This window comes from Armatimonas sp. (assembly GCF_964826245.1).
Map to the genome: position 1 here is coordinate 1 of NZ_CBAYMC010000072.1, position 17,436 is coordinate 17,436.

Annotated in this window: 16 protein-coding genes and 1 pseudogene; 4 read left to right on the forward strand and 13 right to left on the reverse strand. The window is 59.5% G+C overall.

What is annotated here, in order from left to right:
- Window positions 1-246 precede the first annotated feature (246 nt).
- Window positions 247-1,419 carry a cysteine desulfurase-like protein gene (locus tag AC1XOS_RS09070; RefSeq protein ID WP_481961898.1) on the reverse strand — a complete coding sequence of 391 codons (1,173 nt, stop codon included), beginning with the start codon at window positions 1,417-1,419 and terminating at the stop codon, window positions 247-249.
- Window positions 1,420-1,458: 39 nt separating this feature from the next.
- Here AC1XOS_RS09070 and trxA point away from each other — a divergent pair, with 39 nt between their 5' ends.
- Window positions 1,459-1,914 carry a thioredoxin gene (gene trxA, locus AC1XOS_RS09075; protein ID WP_481961899.1) on the forward strand — a complete coding sequence of 152 codons (456 nt, stop codon included), beginning with the start codon at window positions 1,459-1,461 and terminating at the stop codon, window positions 1,912-1,914.
- Between the two features lie 93 nt (window positions 1,915-2,007).
- On the opposite strand, the gene AC1XOS_RS09080 is transcribed toward trxA, so the two are convergent.
- The 3 genes from AC1XOS_RS09080 to AC1XOS_RS09090 are packed head-to-tail and all read right to left on the reverse strand — an operon-like array spanning window position 2,008 to window position 5,083.
- On the reverse strand, window positions 2,008-3,612 hold the full coding sequence (locus tag AC1XOS_RS09080) for a tetratricopeptide repeat protein (RefSeq protein ID WP_481961900.1): 1,605 nt from the start codon (window positions 3,610-3,612) through the stop codon (window positions 2,008-2,010).
- Window positions 3,609-4,448 carry an anti-sigma factor family protein gene (locus AC1XOS_RS09085; protein WP_481961901.1) on the reverse strand — a complete coding sequence of 280 codons (840 nt, stop codon included), beginning with the start codon at window positions 4,446-4,448 and terminating at the stop codon, window positions 3,609-3,611. Before AC1XOS_RS09085 ends, AC1XOS_RS09080 begins: the two co-directional genes overlap by 4 nt.
- A 2-nt stretch (window positions 4,449-4,450) precedes the next feature.
- The gene (locus AC1XOS_RS09090; RefSeq protein ID WP_481961902.1) at window positions 4,451-5,083 is read right to left on the reverse strand and encodes a sigma-70 family RNA polymerase sigma factor; all 633 of its coding nucleotides are present in this window, start codon (window positions 5,081-5,083) and stop codon (window positions 4,451-4,453) included.
- 240 nt (window positions 5,084-5,323) lie between these two features.
- On the opposite strand from AC1XOS_RS09090, the gene sigH reads away from it, so the two are divergent.
- The 3 genes from sigH (at window position 5,324) to AC1XOS_RS09105 (ending at window position 8,503) form a co-directional block, all read left to right on the forward strand.
- Window positions 5,324-6,004, forward strand: a complete 681-nt coding sequence (sigH, locus tag AC1XOS_RS09095; RefSeq protein ID WP_309706754.1) for an RNA polymerase sporulation sigma factor SigH — start codon at window positions 5,324-5,326, stop codon at window positions 6,002-6,004.
- A gap of 88 nt (window positions 6,005-6,092) precedes the next feature.
- Window positions 6,093-6,470, forward strand: coding sequence for a tetratricopeptide repeat protein (locus AC1XOS_RS09100; protein ID WP_481961903.1), 378 nt, complete (start codon window positions 6,093-6,095; stop codon window positions 6,468-6,470).
- Window positions 6,471-6,472: 2 nt separating this feature from the next.
- Complete coding sequence (locus AC1XOS_RS09105) at window positions 6,473-8,503, forward strand: hypothetical protein (protein ID WP_481961904.1); 2,031 nt, start codon at window positions 6,473-6,475, stop codon at window positions 8,501-8,503.
- On the opposite strand, the gene AC1XOS_RS09110 is transcribed toward AC1XOS_RS09105, so the two are convergent.
- The 9 genes and pseudogenes from AC1XOS_RS09110 to AC1XOS_RS09150 all read right to left on the reverse strand — a co-directional run.
- On the reverse strand, window positions 8,449-9,606 hold the full coding sequence (locus AC1XOS_RS09110) for an aminotransferase class V-fold PLP-dependent enzyme (RefSeq protein WP_481961905.1): 1,158 nt from the start codon (window positions 9,604-9,606) through the stop codon (window positions 8,449-8,451). The two genes, AC1XOS_RS09105 and AC1XOS_RS09110, sit on opposite strands and share 55 nt — an antisense overlap.
- Window positions 9,607-9,612: 6 nt before the next feature.
- Window positions 9,613-10,281, reverse strand: coding sequence for a hypothetical protein (locus tag AC1XOS_RS09115; RefSeq protein ID WP_481961906.1), 669 nt, complete (start codon window positions 10,279-10,281; stop codon window positions 9,613-9,615).
- Window positions 10,278-11,144, reverse strand: a complete 867-nt coding sequence (aroE, locus tag AC1XOS_RS09120) for a shikimate dehydrogenase (protein WP_481961907.1) — start codon at window positions 11,142-11,144, stop codon at window positions 10,278-10,280. The genes AC1XOS_RS09115 and aroE overlap by 4 nt, the downstream gene beginning before the upstream one ends.
- Window positions 11,141-12,628: a transglutaminase-like domain-containing protein gene (locus AC1XOS_RS09125; protein WP_481961908.1), complete on the reverse strand. Its 1,488-nt coding sequence runs from the start codon at window positions 12,626-12,628 to the stop codon at window positions 11,141-11,143. The genes aroE and AC1XOS_RS09125 overlap by 4 nt, the downstream gene beginning before the upstream one ends.
- Window positions 12,629-12,649: 21 nt before the next feature.
- Entirely contained in the window at window positions 12,650-13,387 is a 738-nt protein-coding gene (locus tag AC1XOS_RS09130; protein WP_481961909.1) for an alpha/beta hydrolase, read from the reverse strand.
- Between the two features lie 9 nt (window positions 13,388-13,396).
- Entirely contained in the window at window positions 13,397-14,170 is a 774-nt protein-coding gene (locus AC1XOS_RS09135; protein WP_481961910.1) for a sugar phosphate isomerase/epimerase family protein, read from the reverse strand.
- 57 nt (window positions 14,171-14,227) lie between these two features.
- A complete protein-coding gene (locus tag AC1XOS_RS09140) occupies window positions 14,228-16,588 on the reverse strand; it encodes a polyribonucleotide nucleotidyltransferase (protein ID WP_481961911.1) in 2,361 nt (786 codons plus the stop codon).
- A gap of 118 nt (window positions 16,589-16,706) precedes the next feature.
- Window positions 16,707-16,982, reverse strand: coding sequence for a 30S ribosomal protein S15 (gene rpsO / locus AC1XOS_RS09145; RefSeq protein WP_481961912.1), 276 nt, complete (start codon window positions 16,980-16,982; stop codon window positions 16,707-16,709).
- Between the two features lie 147 nt (window positions 16,983-17,129).
- Window positions 17,130-17,436 (reverse strand): annotated as a pseudogene (locus AC1XOS_RS09150) (hypothetical protein); the annotation flags it as partial.

A 17,436-nucleotide genomic window follows, 5' to 3' on the forward strand; every position in this document is an offset into this window, starting at 1 on the left:
TCAACGCAACAGACCGCCTGGATGCGATCTCCGGTGATGATGGACTTGCAAGTTGTGGCAATGCTCAGAACTGCGTTCAAGTGTGCCCCAAAGAGATCCCCCTCACCCGCGCGATTGCGGAGCTTAACCGAGACACGACGGTCTACCGTATCAAGAAGTGGCTGGGTAAGTAAGTCTAATCCGGGATAAGTAAGTCTAATCCGAAAGAGCAGCCTCGCTGGAAGCTAAGATTTCAGCGGGGCTGCTTTATTTTTTGGGTAGCGACTGAAGAACATCTACAAGCTTGTCTATCTCAGCGAGCGTGTTGTAGTGCGCCAGCCCGATGCGAACGGCACCCTCGGTCAGGCCCAGAGTCTCCATCACGCCGACCGCGTAGTAGTTGCCGCTCCACGCACAGATTCCCGCCGCGCCTAAAGCTTCGCAGACCGCACGCGGCGTGTAGCCGGCGATATTGAAGGCAACCGTTGGGACACGCTCTGTCTTGCCGGGGCCATAGATGGTAGCACCGGAAATATCTCTCAGACCATCCAGTAAGTATGCTCCCAGTGTCGCTTCGTAGGCTTGCATCATCTCTATACCGATACTCTCGATGTACTCCACCGCCGCCGTCACACCTGCCAGGCACTCATGGTTGAGCGTCCCTTGCTCCCAGCAATGTGGGATCGTGTTCTTGGCGGGGCGGACTTTATGGGGGGATAGACTTTCCAGGTACTGACGCTTCCCGTAGAGCACGCCGACATGTGGCCCGAAGAACTTGTAGGCGGAGCAGGCAAGAAAATCGCAGTCGAGGGCGGTGACATCGGTGGGGCAGTGGGGGACAAACTGCACGGCGTCTACATAGACCAGCGCCCCCGCGGCATGGGCGAGCCTGATGGCCTGCTTCAGATCCGGGAGAGTGCCTAGTGCGTTGGACGCCGCCGTGATCGCTAGGAGCCGCGTCCTGCCTGGCTGGAGAGCTGCCTCCAGGGCTGCCATATTGAGCTGTCCCGTTTTGGGATCGAAGGGCACGCGACGAACCACCGCCCCTACCGCCTCTAGGTCTCGCCACGGCGCGACATTGGCATCGTGGTCTAAGTCGGTGACAATGACTTCGTCGCCCGGCTGGATCGTCTGGCCAAACGATCTGGCCAGGTGAAATGTCAGCGCGGTCATGCTCTGCCCGAAGACAATCTCATACGGGTCAGGTGTCCCTAACAGGCGTGCCATCGCAGCACGTGCGGCGGCGACCGTGGCATCGGTGCGCTGGCTGGTAGCAAAGGCTCCTCCGACATTGGCACAGCTTGTTATCCAGTAGTGCGACATGGCGTCAATCACACGCCGTGGCACTTGTGTCCCGCCAGGATTATCAAAAAAGCTCAGGTCTGGGTTTTGCGCAAGGGCGGGGAACTGGGCACGGACAGTCTCAATGGGAAAACTCATGCCTGAGCGTACCTGATTTTTGGGGGATATTATAGAGACATGAGCACTGTTTATAAAGCCGATCCCAAAGGCGTGATCTCGGTTTGTCCTGCGTGTGGCCAGAAGAACCGCCTGCCGTATGGCCGTCTTGCGACGGAGGGCACGTGCGGGAAGTGCCAAGAAGCTCTCTCCCTGGTAAACGCGCCCGTGGATATTCCTAGCGCTGGAGTCTTTAACGCCTTGATCGCCGAGAGTGTGCTTCCTGTGCTGGTGGACTTCTGGGCAGCCTGGTGTGGCCCCTGCAAGATGGTGGCTCCTCAGCTTGCTATCGTCGCGAAGCAAGAGGCGGGCCTCTCTTTGATTGTGAAAGTCAATACGGAGGAGCTACCAGGGCTCTCCGCGCAGTACGATATTCAAGGGATTCCGGCACTCTTGCTCTTTAAAAACGGAGCCCTGGTAGCGCAACAAGCCGGGGCAATGCCAGCCGCAGCGATACGCGAATTTCTCTATCGCTAAAAATAAACCCCACGAAATTTCCGTGGGGCTGAGCCCCTGAGAACAAGCCTCTTAAGCCGGAACCCTCGTGGTTCCGCATACTTTTGTAATCTGTCAGTCCTGTTTGGGAGGCAGGCTGGCTAGCTTGCGGATACGGTCGAGGGCTAGCTTCTGAATCGCGGACGACAGGTCTCCCTTTCTCATGGCCTGGCTGTAGGAAGCGCGGGCGTCGGCGTTCTCTCCTGATCTTTCCTGTGCTTGTGCGAGGAGGAACCAGTCGGCTCCACTGCCACGGAGGCGCACAAGGTCACGGCGGGTGCTGATCTCCTCTTTAATGGCTCCGGTGAAGCGTAAGAGATGGGCTAGCCCGGTAAGTCCCACAAGCTCCGCTTCTTTCGATACAGAGGTGGAGCGCACCACGATCCCTGACTGCCCCCCGCCCGAGCTATGAATCCCCGTTCGGGCTCCCACAATATCGGCGCGGTAGCTGGCGATAAACTTCTCCGCCCAGCCTTCTGCGGCAATAGCCTGGAGAGTGTCTTGTGGGTAGAGCGAGGTCTCGTTGCTGAGTGCACGTTTAAGCTCCAGCTCGGCGGCGGGGCGGTCGTTCTGATCCAGTAGGCTCTTGGCCAGTAAGCGCCGCCAGAGTGCCTCGTTTTCCGGGTCTTCTTGCAGGGCTTTTTGGAGCGTTTTCTGAGCCTCTACGGGCCGTTTTGCGGAGAGCTGCGCCTCGGCAAGGGCGCGCTGGAGGCTAGGACGAGCGGCAAAGAGCCCTCCTGCCTCGGAGAGCTTGAGAGCGGAGGTATAGGACTCTGCGGCCTCGCTATAGCTCCCGGCTCGCATCTGAATCTCTGCCAGTGCCGCGACGGGTGAGGGATCCTGTGGAGCACGTCGGCGAGCATCCTGAAGACTGGTAACGGCATTGCCTGTCTGTCCTAGTGCCATGCTGGCCCGTGCTGCACCTGTTGCGGCGGGCACGGCTACCGAGTCAATCTTCAAGAGCTGCTGGTAGACCTTGAGAGCGCCTGCATTGTTGCCCGATTGAAGCTGCGCGTCTCCTAGTGCCAGTAGCGCCCGTGGGTTTTTAGGATCCGACTTAAGGGCACCATCTAAAGCGGCGACGGCTTGGTTTGCCTTCCCCTGAGCCAGATACGAGAGACCCAGGTTGATCTGTGGTTTTGTCCAGAGGGGAGCCAGGGCACTGGCGCGGCGGTAGGCACGGCCCGCGTCGTCGAAGCGAAGCGCAACTTGGAGCGTATCGCCGTAGAGCAGGCTGAGGATGGGCGAGTCCGGGCGTTGCTTCAGGGCCGCCTCCAAGCGCTCCAGCGATCCTGAGGCGTCCAGGCCAGGTTTTCCCAGTCGAGTGAAGCGACGAACCGTATCCAGATAGACTTGCTGAGATCCCCCTCGGTCGCCATACTCCTGGAGTGCTCCCTGAAGCAGAAGTGCGGTGATAAGGTCATCTTCCGCAATTCGTGTTGCTTCACGGTATTGTTTGACGGCAAGCTCGAAGCGTCGCGAACCGGAGAGAGCAACCCCAAGCGACCAGCGTCCAATCAGAGAGTTCGGAGCGAGCTCAACGGCATGGGCATAGTTCTGAATCGCCTCAGACAGCTCTCCTAGGCGCATGCTCTGATCGCCCTTCGCCAGATAGTTGAGTGTCGCTTGCGAGAGTCCCGCAGGGCGGATATTGACTTGTTGAACGAGTGCGGGGGTCATTGGAAAAGACTCCTGGTATGCTGGGCATTCGACATCGCATCCGTGGGGGCAAAAGCCGCACGCTGTGGGGCTCCAAGCTCCTTGCGCTCCGTCTCCGTCACTTGGCGGTTCAGCTCTGCTGTCTGTGCCTCTTCCGTGATCCGGTGCATTCCCACTTCCATCACAGCAACTGCATGGCGCTGCGTGGGAGCGGAAATCTCTGTCTCCGGCTCGATTGGCTCGGGGAGGCGCTTCCAGCGAGTAAACTGTGCCACGCGAGGCAGCGAGCTGAGCGGACGTCGCGTGCTACCCATGCCAGCAGGCCGTTGCTTGCGGAAGGGATCTGGTGAGAGCTGCGGAGGCTTCGGAGGAGCTAGCTTCTCACTCTGCCGCGCCAGTTGAATTGCCGTCACAGGCTTAGGAGTAGGGCTTGGGAGTGACTCTGGCTGTGGCGTGGACGAAAACTTCGCTGCGACGACAGGCGCTGGAGCTAACGGGAGAGGAGGGGCGGCTTTTTGAGGAGCTCGAACCACAAGGACCGCAGCGGCGGCGGCTCCTGCGAGAGCCAGCCCACCAAGGGGAGCGAGGCGACGGAAAGGTGAGGGCGTAGGAGTGGCGATGGGAACCTCCGCTTGAATCGCAGCCTCAAGTCGCTCCCAGAGAAAGGGGGAAGGGGACTGTGCTTCCGGCGAGGCTCCACGCAGATAAGAGGCCATACGCTCCTGAGCTGCCCACTCACTCAGGCAGTCGGGGCAAGCACGTAAATGCCGCTCGACGCGATTTGCGAGGCCCTCAGGCAGCTCTTGCGAGGCAAGGGCCGCTAGTTTGTCTTGATAAAAGAGGCAAAAGATGCCCATAGTTAAAATGCTTCTCCTAGAACCGACCGAAGCCGCTTACAGGCGTAGTGCAGCCGAGACCAGACAGTGCCGACGGAGCAGCCTACGATCAGGCTGATCTCCTCGCATGATTTCCCCTCAAAATAATGCAGTTGAACCACGACTCGCTGCTTTTCCGGCAGGTGCATCACAGCATTGCGGAGCTGGTGCTCCCGCTCTGCTTTCTGTGCTAGGGCTTCAGGATCACTCTCTGCGGAAGCCTGGAGCGCCTCAAGTCCCCCGCCCGTCTCATCGGTGGGCAAGGCCTGCTGAAGCTCGGACTTGGATCGCTGCTTGTACTTTATGGCCGTATTGACCGCGATCCTATAGAGCCAGGTAGAGAACTGACTCTCTCCTCGAAAGCGCGGCAGGCCACGCCAAGCGCGTAAAAAAAGTTCCTGAACGATATCGTCTACGTCGTCTGAGCGACGGATCATGCGAGAGACAAGAGCGGCCATCGGTCGCTGGTAGCGTGCCACCAGAAGGCGGAAAGCTCCGGCATCCCCCTCGGCGGCGCGGCGTGCCAGCTCGGCATCTCCATGAAAACTTACATGGCGAGGAGATTCCGCCTCAGTCGTGGCTGAGGGAGTGCTGGTGCCGGTCATAGAGTAGGCCATCTCATGTCTTCCGAAGAAACGGGCATCGTTCTCCTAGTCAGAGTCCTGTCGGAAAAGAATCCTTCAAAATCTGTTGTTTTTTTTCTTGATACCTGCGGGATGTGTGTGTATAATGCGGGGTGAGGAGTGAATAGCCAACAGCATGGAAGCAGGCAGTGACCTCAGGCGGGGACAACTCTCCGGATAACCCAAGCTGATGACTTTTCATTATCCCACAAAACGTAGTGAGGACAACGTCGCGTGACATCCACGACGAGAGCCGGTATAGATTTTCCTCGCACCAGTCTACTTCGGTACGCCGAGTTTTCTGATCGCGAGATCGTGACACGAGCCCAGGGAGGCGAAGCGGAAGCCGCAGAGTACCTGCTCTATAAGTATCGTAACTTAGTCAAAACCAAGGTCAAGTCCTATTTTTTGGTAGGTGCGGAAAAAGACGACTTGCTCCAAGTCGGGATGATCGGGCTCTGGCAGGCCGTAGTGGACTTCCGCTGCGACAAGGCCATCTCTTTCCCCGCCTTTGCCAAGGTCTGTATCCAGCGACATATCATTACGGCGATCAAAACAGCCACGCGTCAGAAACAGCAGCCCCTGAACACGTCGCTCTCTCTGGAAAGCCCCTCGGAGGATCCGCTCGCTGACTGGAACCTCTCTGAAGTGCTCACTAGCGAGAACGCGATGGACCCAGAGGAAGTGGTTCTGCGCTGTGAGGACACCCGTGAGCTGAGGGATAATCTTCAGCGTCTTCTCTCGGACTTCGAGTGGATGGTGCTCTCGGGGTATCAGCTGGGTAAATCCTACCGTGAGATCGCCGATGAGCTCTCCTGTAAGACCAAGTCCGTAGACAACGCGCTGGCGCGCATCAAGCGTAAAGTCGCCTGTGTGGTTGTCGGGGATGCCGATCTCTCCGAGCTGCGTTTTTAAGTCGTGTTTGTGTTGGCAAAGCGCTTGCCGTCAGAGAGCAGGTCAAGGTATACTCTGCGTAAAATTCCACAGTCCTAAAAATATGGGCGTGGTGCGGAAGGATGAGTGCATGGCGGAAGACGTGGTGGCACGGTTCCAGAAAGCGGTTCAGCATCGAATCAATGGGGAGTACGATGAGGCGGTATCGCTGTTCAAATCCGTGATCTCGGAGCAGCCTAACAATGCGGACGCTTACCACGAGCTTGGGCTGGTCTTTAGTTTCCAGGTGACAGATGACTGTCTGCCGACTCTGGAGTACGCGTGCAAGCTTGCCCCTCATAACTTGCTCTATATCATCAGCTACGGAAAAGCCTTGGCGATGTTTGGGGAGTTTGAGCGGGCCAAGCAGATGTTCTTATGGGTGCTGAAGGCAGATCCCTTCAACGATGACGCCCAGCAGCAGCTCGATTTCCTTAAAGACTTTTAGCCGTGAAGCAACGCGGTCTGGTGGTGGCATTTCTTCTCCTTCTGCCTCTGCTTCTCTTCCACAGACCGCTCTTTCTCGGTGAGGCGTTTCTGCCTACCGACCAGCTCCGGCAGCTTTCTCCGTGGCAGAGTGATGGCCAGACAACGAGTGCTTGGAATGTCTTACGCTTTGATGGCATCACGCAGTTTTATCCCTGGCGACTCCAGACCGTACGAGAGTGGCACGCGGGCCGCTTGCCTCTTGTCAATCCCTACGCGTTCTCGGCGGATGGTGGGACGCCCCTCCTCGCGAACTCCCAGTCTGCTCCGCTCTATCCCCCAAATCTCGTACTAACCCTTTTAGGGGAGAAAAATGTCTGGTGGGGTTTTGGGTTTTCCGCGGCGCTACACTTCCTACTGGCCGCTGTGGGAATCTACCGCCTCGCCCGAGAGCTCGCCGTCTCCCACACGGGAGCGCTTCTCTCCGTGACGACGTTCTGTCTCTCCGCTCCGGTGATCTGCTGGATGGCACTCCCAACATTTCTTTGTGCTGCGGCATGGCTTCCTTGGCTCCTGCGTGCCATTCGCCAAGGCAAGGTGCTTCATGCTGGGCTTTGGGGTGGGCTCGTTCTTCTCTCGGGCCACCTGCAAGTGGCACTTTTTGTGCTACTCAGCGCCAGTGCCTACGCCATCACGCTTCATGGTCGCCAAAAACGTGGCTGGGGAGGTCTGATCGCTGCAGGCACTCTCGCACTTTGCCTCTCTGCGCCCCAAGTGCTCCCCTCACTAGAGCTCTCCAAACAATCGCACCGCGCGGCTAATGCACGGCCAGATCTGGCACTATTCGCCACGAAAAGTGCCTACGGTCTGCCCCCACAGAGCCTGCTGACTTTTACCGTTCCGAATTTTTTCGGGAATCCATCCCAGGGAGCGGGAATCTACTGGAATGCCAACCACTTCCCCGATGGCAAGATCGCGCCCAATAACTATGCAGAGTGGGCCAACTATGTGGGGATCGTCCCGCTTCTGCTTGCCCTTCTTGGTGCCTTTGCGGCTCGCCCCGCACGCTTTTTCGCCTTTCTGGCTCTCTACACCATCCTGATGGCCTTTGGAACCTGGGCTAATCTGCCGTTTTTCTTTTTAGTGCCAGGCTGGGCACAGACCGATAACCCGGGCCGTGTGCTTGTCGTCTCCGCGTTCGCCCTTGCGCTGCTGGCAGGCTTTGGCCTGGATGCTCTCAAGACGGCCTCGGTACGGCTTCGGGGTGGTGCCTTGGTGACGGTGATTTTCTCGATGACGATTGGCCTCACTCTCGCAATGAATCATGCCAGCACGTTACAAGTCAACTGGAGCACGGCGTTCTCTGAGGCACAACCAGGGCTCCTCCTTGCTCTGATCTGGCTCGCTCTGGGCACAGTGATTCTGTTTCTTGGGCCTCGCCAGAGTCTCGCACGACCCTTCGCCGTTGGAGTTACTCTGCTGGAGCTGCTCGCTTGGGGCTGGGGCTACAACCCGACAGCTCCTGCACGCGAGGTCTACCCCATCACTCCGGGTGTTGCCTGGCTCCAGCAAAACGCCAAAGACGCGCTGATTGCCCCGATCAACGACCGCTGGAGCAACAGCCACCTGCCTCCCAAAAACGCCGTCTTGCCGCCTAATTCTCTCACGGTCTATGGCCTCCATGACATCGCAGGCTACGACTCGCTGTTCTACAAAAAGTCCAAAGACCGGATTGAGGCGGCGACGGGGCGCAATCCCAGCCCCGAGGAGAACGGCAATATCGTCTTCATTAAGAGTGTCGAAGCCGCCGTCGCACTGGGGGCGAAGTATATCGTTGTTGCCCCCAAGCGCGAAATCACCACCGAACTGCCCATCGTCTACTCAGATACGGACATGGTGATCTACCATAACACGGCAGGCCAAGACGCTCCCAGCCCTGACCGAACCGTACCCGGCTCCGTAAAGCTCGGGCTGGTGCTCGCGGGGCTGGCGCTGCTAGTCTACATCTCTTTGAGCATTTCAAAGGCTCGTTCGAAGTCTTCTTCGGTGTTGTAGTAGGCCATCGAGAGGCGGAGGGCATCGAACTCCGGGACAGGGCGTAGGAAGGCTCGTTTTTCCTGAAGCATCTTGGCGGCAAACGCTCCGATCTGATCCCCCGTTTTATCGGTGATCTTTACGCTGGCGAGCGCCGAAGATTTCTCAAACTCCCATGGTGTGAGTAGCGTGAAGCGCTCCGGCATCTCTAACACGCGCTTCTTGACATACGCCGTGAGGCTTTTTTGCCGTGCCCAGATGTTCTCCAGTCCCAGACGCTCTAGCCACTCGAGGGCCGCATGCATCGTCGCCAGCACTTGTGCGGGCCTTGTCGCTGTCAGCTCAAAGCGGTGCGCTCCAGCTGACCATGCGCCGTGCTGGGAAAAATCCATTGTCCCCATTCCGACCATAGTGGGGGTAAGCTCGCTCTCAAAGCCGGACTTGACGTAGAGCAGCCCGACTCCGTTGGGGCCGAAGAGCCACTTATGGCCGTTGGTGATGTAGAGATCGCAGCCTAGGGCGTGGAGGTCAATGGGGAACTGTCCTGCGGCCTGGGCACCGTCGATGAAGCTCACTATCCCATGGTTCTGTGCCCACGCCGCCAGCGCCTGGGCATCGGTACGCAGGCCGGTGTTGCAGCAGACATGCGATGCCACGAGAAGCTTGGTGCCCGGCGTGATACTCTGCTCCAGCGACGCTCGCACCACTTCCGTGTCCTCAGAGAGCACGTAGCGAATAAGCCGCGCCTTGCCGATCTTTTCCAAGTACCCAAAGACCATGTTGGTGGTCGGGTACTCGTGGTCGGAGATCAGCACGTCTATGGGTGCTCCACCACCCCAGCGCTCCCAGGGCAGGGAGAGGGCGACATTGAGACTAACACTGGCGTTACCGGTGAAGGCCAGCTCGCTCTCTTCGCAGCCGAAGAGGCTTGCCAAGCGTATCTTGGCACGAGCCGCTTTTTCTTGCATCTCACAGTAGCCGAGATAGCCACCGTATTCCACGCGTCGCGTGTTCTCCAGCAGTGCCTCCACAACCGGCGCGGCGCAGATCCCCTTGGTGCCGGAGTTGACCTGTAAACTCTCGGTGAGAGCGGGCATCCCCGCCCGAATGGCTTCGATATTCATTCGCGTTTACACCCACTGGCGCTGGCTGAGAGGCGACTCGACGTAGGGAAAAAGGAGCCAGTAGGGAATCAGCTCGATACCGGCTTGCTCACCGTACTCCGCGACGCAGGGGAGCACCATGCTGGTGAGATAGCCCGAGGAGAGCATGCCGGGGTGGAGAAACAAATCACAGCAGTAGACTTCGGAGCCATCGGTAAGTGTAAGGGGGAGCTGGTGCCGGCGGTAGCGCACTTTCCAATCCCGGTCGCGGGTCTGCTCTGCCCAGCGCTGGGCCAGATGCAGCATGTAGTCTTTATCCCCCGAGACCTCTGGCTGAAAGCTGATAAGAACCTGACAGGGCTGGACGTGCGAGCCGGGGCGGTAGAGGGAATCGTGGGCACGTACCACGTAGGCATTGACCCGCTGGCCCCGCTCCACAATACGACGAACCGTCGCGGCGAGCCTCTGATCCCTGCGCACGGAAACAAGCTGCCAGACACCCCAACCAATCAGCCACAGCCCGAGCGGTAAGAACGGCGCGGCCACCAACCTGCGCCAGTAGTAGGCCAGTACAACGGCGACACCTAGAGTGAGAATCCCCGCAACAATACCAACAATGCCCCGAGTAGGACGGTTATCGGTGATGGGCTTGGCATCATCCAAGTAGGCAGTGAAGCGTTCGGTCAGGCTGGTCATAGGGCTCTCTGTATTGTATCGGTTTTTCCTCGTAATTGTTTCACGGTCTGACGCATAATTTCTGTGGGGGCAGCCGCGCCTGTCCAGCGCGTGAACGCAAGTGCTCCTTGCTGCACCAGCATCTCGATGCCATTTTGGGTGTGGCAGCCCTGAGCCTGCGCCAGCGCCAGCAGGCGTGTCTGTGCCGGGTTGTAGATCAGATCGCTCACAAATAGCTTGGGGTGAAGGGCATCTGTGGGAACGGGGGGGCACTCGGACTCATGGGGATACATCCCGATACTTGTCGTATTGACCAGAAGCGCTGCGGCTTTCAGCGCGGGGCGCAGCGCGTCTTCGGTGAGAGCAATCGCCTCACTGGCACCAAAGCGGTCAGCCAGCTCCTGGGCTCTCGCGATAGTGCGATTGGCGACAATCACTCTAATTCCCGACTGCACCAGCGCATCCACCACTGCACGGGCACTGCCTCCCGCTCCTAGAACCACAGCCTGCATTCCTGGAGTGATCGTAAACTCTGCCTGGTTGAGTGCGGCCAGAAACCCCGGCCCGTCCGTGGAGTCGCCGCAGAGCGCGTCGCCCTCCCAGAAAAGCGTGTTGACAGCCCCCAGCCTTGCGGCACGATCCGTGAGCTTGTCCAGAAACTCAGGGACGCGCTCTTTGTGGGGTACCGTGACATTGATACCCAGTAGGTCGAGTGCACGCACACCGGCGACCGCGGCTTGGAGCTGCTCTGGGGCTACCGAGAATGGCACATAGGCGATGTCGAGGCCAAGCTCTGCAAAAGCTGCGTTATGCATGGCTGGGGAGGCGGAGTGCTTAACCGGCCAGCCCCAGACACCACAAACCCGCGTCGTCCCTCGGATCATTGAATGCTGAGAACCTTAACTGTGTAGCGGCCCATATCGGCGGCGATACTAGCCACATCCGTGATCTCCCCTTCGGTGAGCTTTATATGGGTGGCATCGGCAAACGGGGCTCCCCAGGTCGGCTCTAGGGCAACCCAGAGGTCGGCACCGTTCTCATCGGTACCCAGCCAAACTTCCGGCCAAGCATGGTAGAGAAAGAGGCCGTTGGCGTAGGCGATTCCGGTGCACTGCTTGGTGGGAAGCCCCACTGCGCGGGCGAGGGTTGCAAAGTAGGTCGTGTAGTCGCGGCAGACTCCACGCGGATCTTTACGGATGTCACCTGCCGTGCGAACAGCGGCGATACTGGGATCAGGTTTGATGCTCTTATGCGTGTACGTCGCCAGAAGCTCAGCCACTCGGGCAGCGTCTGTCTCACCGCGAATCACTTGCCGGGCAAGCGCGATAAACGACGCATCGGTGCTGGGGACAAACTCGGTAGCCTTCAAGAACCGGCGTAGGCGCTCGGGGGCGGCTTCGGGGCTGGCAAAGAGCGCAACCGTGGTGCTGGTCGGAAGATCCAGGCTGGTGACCGTGATCTTCAGTGTCTTTTCGCCCTTCTCTCTCCCTGGAATCGGGAGCTCCTCCCAGCGCTGGACGGAGTCATTGGCGGGTAAGGGGCGGGTGACACTGCCAAGCTCGTAGGTGGCAGTACGCGATGCCCGGGCGATTTTTTCCAGTGATATTCCTGTCGGGCGGGTTCCCACCAGCTCCGCGAGGTCTCCCTTGCCATTAGAGCCAAGCGCCACCTCGCGCGGGACACGCCGAATCTCGATTCCCAAGGCGACGCGGGTCAGGAGCATGGCGCCCGAGTCGTCCACGAAAGTTGTGGAGGGAACCGTGCCGAGCGACTGGATCTTATAGGCCATCACGGACTTGTCGCCCACGACGACAAGCTCTTTCTCGCGGACGACGATCTCGGTGTCCACGAGGGTCTGGGTGTCTGCTGAGAAAGACTTCCCTTTGGTGTGGGTACCTGGAATCGGCTTGCTTCCCGGCGTGTCCGAAGGATCGCGCAGAAAAGTCTCACCCGGCTTCAGGGTGAGCGTCCCCGACTTTTTCGTCCCCTGAATATCCGCCACATAGCTTACCGAGCGCTCTGTGTAGGTCGCTTTCACCGTGGTCACCCGCCCCGATGCCTCCGTGGTCGAGTCCTCGGAGAGAGTCGCCCCAGTCTTGGGGTGCATAAAGACCGTCGCGCTGGTCTTGATCGTACTCTCGGAGCCCATCATGCCGATATTCATCACGGAGCGGGCCATGAGCTTGTTGGCGGGCTTGCCGTTGTACGTGGCCTTTGTGTCCGTCTCCTGGTACATGTGCCCCAGCTTGAGATCCTTCAGATAGATACCAAAGTAGGTGCCTCTCTCCGCTGGGGGCGTGGTTTTTTGGGCATGGGCCGAGAGTGCGAGACAGCAAGCAGCGATAGCTAGGGTGAAGTAGCGGAGCATGAAATTATTGTACCGTGCGAATCAGGCAGGGAAGAAGAACTTCAGGGCATCCTGGATATGCACATCCCAGTACTCCCAGGTGTGCGCTCCAGGGAACTCTTCGTATTCATGTGGGATTTTGTTCTCGGTGAGAAACTCCGTGAAGGCGCGGTTGTCCTCAATCAGAAAGTCCTCTGTGCCGCAGTCGATGCGTAGGGCGGGGAGGGTGCCTTCTGCTTTGTTTTTCAGGGCGAGGGCGTAGAGATCGTGGTCGCTTCCCTTGTAGTCTTTCCCGACAATGCGCTGAAACTCCGGTATTCGGGCATCGTCGGGGTTGGGGTCTTTGTGGCCAAAGCCCATCGCTCCGGAGAGGCTGTGCGCGGCGCGAAATGTCTCGGGGTAGGACAGTGCCAGCCGTGCTGCACCGTAACCGCCCATGGAAAGACCGGCGATCACGCGCCCCTCGCGGTTGGCTTGTGTGGGAAAGGTCTTATCTATCCGCGCCACCAGCTCCTCCCCGATTGCCTTTCCGTAGGCATAGCCCTCAGCGGCATCGGTGTAGAAGCCACGGCCCCCATCGGGCATGACCACGATCACGCCAAGGCTTGCGACATAGCGCTCAATGCTCGTGCGCCGCAGCCAGATCGTGTGGTTGTCCGAGAGGCCGTGGAGGAGATAGAGCACTGGAAACGGGCCCTCGCCGGTCTCGGGCAGCAGGACATAGGCGGCGGTCTGCTTGCCGAGCGCTTGCGAAAAATAGTGGTAGTCAAGAAATGCCATGGGAGTAGTTTACCTAGTTTGGAGCCAGGCACGAACGGCGCTGGCATACTGGGGGAAGGCGAGCTCGGGCTCGGGGAGCTCGGGGTGCCAGCGCTTCTCCCACTCTAGCGAGATCGCCCCGGTGTAGCCGGAGTCTAGCGCGAGCGCGAGCATGGGGAAGACGGGCACATCGCCCTCCCCGAGTAGCGTGTAGCCCTTGCCTTCAACCCCATCTTTGATGTGGATATGACGAAGCGTTGGGGCGAGTAGGCGATGCGTGTCTTCGATGGCCTCGCCCTGACGGTATGGGTGGTGCAGATCCCAGAGCGAGAAGACGGCGGGATGGGCCGCTTCACTCAGAAGCGTGGCGACGGTCTCGCCGGTCGAGAAGTCATCGTGCGTTTCGAGCACCAGGCTCACGCCCGCCTCGGCGGCGGCATCGCCAAATGCGGCCAGATTGTTGAGGGCTAACTCGCGGCTCTCCGGCTTGCCGCCAAAGATACGGACATGGGGGGCTCCGAGATCACGTGCCAGCTCGCAGTGGCTCTTGACATGATCGAGGTTGCCCTGCGCGATCACCCCTGACGACGACACGCAGCAGACTGCGATCCCCGCATCGGTGAGCTTGCGTCTTGTCTCGATACGGTTCTCTGGTGTGAACGGGGCAGCAAGGGGCAAGTCCATCACATCGAGGTAGCCGCGTAGCTCAATGGCATCGTAGCCGAACGCGACCGTATTGGTGAGAATGGTGTCCAAGTCCCAGGCGGGGCAGCCTAGGGTGGAGAAAGCGAGTTGGTTTGTCATACCAAAATAATACCCCCTCCTCCCAGAATTAGGAGGAGGGGGCAGGGGGAGAAGGGATCAGCGGCGCGGGCGGAAGCGTGCCTTCGGAAGATCGTCGCCGTCTTCCTCAACAGGCTGTACCACCGGGTCGAGACTCGGCGACGAGGCGGTTAGCTCCTCGCGACGTGGGCCACGGTCGCGGTCGCCGCCACGGAAGCCACCACGGTCTCCGCCGCGATCACCACCAGGACGAGGGCCACGGTCACGGTCTCCGCCGCGTCCGCCTCGGTCTCTATCGCCGCCGGGGCGTGGGCCACGGGGGGGACGACCTGGCTCGGGGCTGGCTGGGTCGAAGGGAGAGTCCAGATCACGAGCCGTCGCGTTCACGCGGCCCTGGCTGTCAATCTCCGTGATACGAACCCGGATCGTGTCACCGATCTTGAGGTTCTCCTCAGGACGGCTCGGAGGCGGATCGGAGAGCTGGCTGACGTGAACCAGCGCGTCTTTCCCACCCGGCAGCGCGACAAACGCGCCAAACTGGAGGAAGCGAACCACCTCACCGTCGTAGATCTCGCCGGGGCTGAGAGTCTTGGTCATGCCCTCGATAATGGCACGCGCCGCGTCTCCGGCGATGCCATCGGTCGCGGTAATGTGCACCAGACCGCTCTGCTCGATGTCAATCTTGGCACCCGTGTCCGCGGTGATCTTCTTGATCGTCTTGCCGCCGGGGCCGATGATCATGCCGATCTGCTCGGGGTCAATCTGCACCGTGATAATGCGCGGGGCGTACTGGCTCGCCGTCGTGCGGGACTCAGGAATCGCCTCGGTGATCTTGTCTAAGATATAGAGACGGGCCACGCGAGCCTGCTCAAACGCGTCCACGAACACGTGGCGTGGGATGCCCTGGATCTTGGTGTCGAGCTGAAGAGCGGTGATCCCCTCGGCGGTTCCTGCGACTTTAAAGTCCATGTCGCCAGAGAAGTCCTCCATGCCCTGAATGTCGGTGAGAACGGCGAACTTGTCGCCTTCGTTGATCAGGCCCATCGCGATTCCCGCAACCGGAGCCTTGATCGGAACGCCCGCATCCATCAGCGCCAGAGTGGAGCCACAGGTAGACGCCATAGACGTCGAGCCGTTGGACTCCATCACGTCGGAGGTCAGGAGCATGGTGTAAGGCCAGTCCTTGCCCTCGGGGAGCACGGGAACCAGAGCACGCTCCGCGAGCGCGCCGTGGCCGATCTCACGCCGACCCGCACCACGCAGAGGACGAGCCTCCCCAACGGAGTAGGGCGGGAAGTTGTAGAAGTGCATGTACTTCTTCTCGCCGTCTTCCTCAAGGGTATCCACCATCTGGGCATCGCCCGGTGAGCCAAGGGTCAGGGCGGTCAGCACCTGGGTCTGGCCACGGGTAAAGAGCCCGGTTCCGTGCACACGCGGCAGGAGCGCCACTTCACACGTGATCTCGCGGATGTCTTTGGTGCCACGGCCATCGGGGCGCTTGCCCTCGGTGACAATCAGATCGCGCAGCTGCTCTTTGACCACTTTATCGGCCAGCTCTTTGAGGTCGGCGATGTTGTCCGGGTACTCAGGCTTGAGGGCGTCTACCACGCCATTGATCAGGATCGTCAGACCGGCCTCGCGGCTGGCCTTGTCGGGATCTTGTAGCCCGGCGCGCAGCTCAGCAGAGAAGCGCTCGCGGATGACTTCAAGAATGTCTTTGTTGTACTCGTGGAGCTTGATCTCGCGCTTGGGCTTGCCTGCAATCTCGCGTAGCTTCTCAATCGCGGCGCACTGGGTCTTGATGACCTCATGGGCGTAGTCAAAGGCTTCGAGCATCTTGGTCTCGGAGACCATATTAGCGCCGGCCTCGATCATCAAGATCGCTTTGGCGGTTCCGGCGACAACGAGATCGAGATCACTGGTCGCGATGGCGTCTTGGCTGGGGTTGATTAAAAACTCGCCTGCCTCGTTCATCCCGACGCGCACACAGCCAATCGGCCCGGCCCACGGAATGTCGGAGATATGCAGCGCTGCCGAGGCTCCGAGAACGGCGTAGACATCGGGGAGGTTCTCCATCTCGACGGAGAGAGGCATCACGATCACCTGGGTCTCGTTGCGCATGTTCTTGTCAAACAGCGGGCGCAGCGGGCGGTCAATCAAACGACAAGTCAGAATCGCCTTCTCAGAAGGACGGCCCCCGCGCTTGACAAAGCCACCGGGGATTTTTCCGACGGCGTACTTTCGCTCTTCGAAGTCGCAGGTCAGGGGGAAGAAGTCAAGGCCACTCTTGGGCTCGCCACTCATGGTGGCATTACACAGGACATAGGTATCGCCTACTTTGACGACGACGGAGCCATTGGCCTGCTTGGCCAGCTTTCCCGTCTCAAGGGAGACCACGCGCCCATCGGGGAGCGTGAACTCAACGGATTGTACGGACATAGATTTTTATACTCTTTTCTTACAACGCAATATGCCCAAAAGGGGCAGGAATGCACAAAGGGCGCGCCGCTTTATTGTCGCGGTGCGCCCTCTGTACTCGGGTCGCTTATCGCGTCCCTTAAATCTTGGTGCGGATGGCAAGTCGCTGGCACAGGGTGCGGTAGCGCTCGATATCCGTCTTGGCCAGATACGCCAGCATTCGCTTGCGGCGTCCGATCAGCAGGAACATCCCTCGGCGGGAGTGATGGTCTTTTTTATTGACCTTCAGGTGCTCGGTGAGCTGGCTGATACGGGCCGACATCAGAGCGATCTGCACATCGGTCGAGCCGGTGTCGCTCTCATGGGTCTTGTAGTCGGCGATAACGCCTGCGGTCTTGTCTAACGGTAATGGCATGGGGGTTACATAACTCCTCAAAGGGTTTTTAATTTCGACCTGCGCTTCCGCCCCCCGGCGGTGAGCCGCACGCCCGCTCTCGAAGCAAGTGCTCCTGAACCTGAACAACATACCACAAGTAAGGGGAGCATGCAAATTTGGGCGAGGCTACCCCCGCACCGGCCCCCGCAGGCAGCGCTCGTAGAGTTTTGCCCACGCGTCAGTGTTGTCTTCTTTCCAGACGGAGAGGTGCACGCCTCGGGGCTCGATGGGCTGGTTGCCTAGCAGGAAGTCCTCCCAGCACTGGCGGTTGGTGTCTAAGTGATACGCATTGGCGGCGTGCGAAAACGGGACGGCGGCGTGGTTGCCGAGGCGGTTGACTAAGTAGGCATAGTGCATCTGGCGGCCCGACGGCCAGGAGATGGTGACGATATGCCGCCGCTCGGGCAGGTGATACGGGGGCTCCATGGCGTAT

What these genes read in the sequence shown, in the direction of transcription:
- AC1XOS_RS09070 (WP_481961898.1), bottom strand. Translation starts at nt 1,419, where the DNA reads ATGAGTTTTCCCATTGAGACTGTCCGTGCCCAGTTCCCCGCCCTTGCG.
- AC1XOS_RS09110 (WP_481961905.1), bottom strand. Translation starts at nt 9,606, where the DNA reads ATGAATATCGAAGCCATTCGGGCGGGGATGCCCGCTCTCACCGAGAGT.
- AC1XOS_RS09080 (WP_481961900.1), bottom strand. Translation starts at nt 3,612, where the DNA reads ATGACCCCCGCACTCGTTCAACAAGTCAATATCCGCCCTGCGGGACTC.
- AC1XOS_RS09085 (WP_481961901.1), bottom strand. Translation starts at nt 4,448, where the DNA reads ATGGGCATCTTTTGCCTCTTTTATCAAGACAAACTAGCGGCCCTTGCC.
- AC1XOS_RS09135 (WP_481961910.1), bottom strand. Translation starts at nt 14,170, where the DNA reads ATGACAAACCAACTCGCTTTCTCCACCCTAGGCTGCCCCGCCTGGGAC.
- aroE (WP_481961907.1), bottom strand. Translation starts at nt 11,144, where the DNA reads ATGATCCGAGGGACGACGCGGGTTTGTGGTGTCTGGGGCTGGCCGGTT.
- rpsO (WP_481961912.1), bottom strand. Translation starts at nt 16,982, where the DNA reads ATGCCATTACCGTTAGACAAGACCGCAGGCGTTATCGCCGACTACAAG.
- trxA (WP_481961899.1), top strand. Translation starts at nt 1,459, where the DNA reads ATGAGCACTGTTTATAAAGCCGATCCCAAAGGCGTGATCTCGGTTTGT.
- AC1XOS_RS09130 (WP_481961909.1), bottom strand. Translation starts at nt 13,387, where the DNA reads ATGGCATTTCTTGACTACCACTATTTTTCGCAAGCGCTCGGCAAGCAG.
- AC1XOS_RS09125 (WP_481961908.1), bottom strand. Translation starts at nt 12,628, where the DNA reads ATGCTCCGCTACTTCACCCTAGCTATCGCTGCTTGCTGTCTCGCACTC.
- AC1XOS_RS09115 (WP_481961906.1), bottom strand. Translation starts at nt 10,281, where the DNA reads ATGACCAGCCTGACCGAACGCTTCACTGCCTACTTGGATGATGCCAAG.
- AC1XOS_RS09140 (WP_481961911.1), bottom strand. Translation starts at nt 16,588, where the DNA reads ATGTCCGTACAATCCGTTGAGTTCACGCTCCCCGATGGGCGCGTGGTC.
- AC1XOS_RS09090 (WP_481961902.1), bottom strand. Translation starts at nt 5,083, where the DNA reads ATGGCCTACTCTATGACCGGCACCAGCACTCCCTCAGCCACGACTGAG.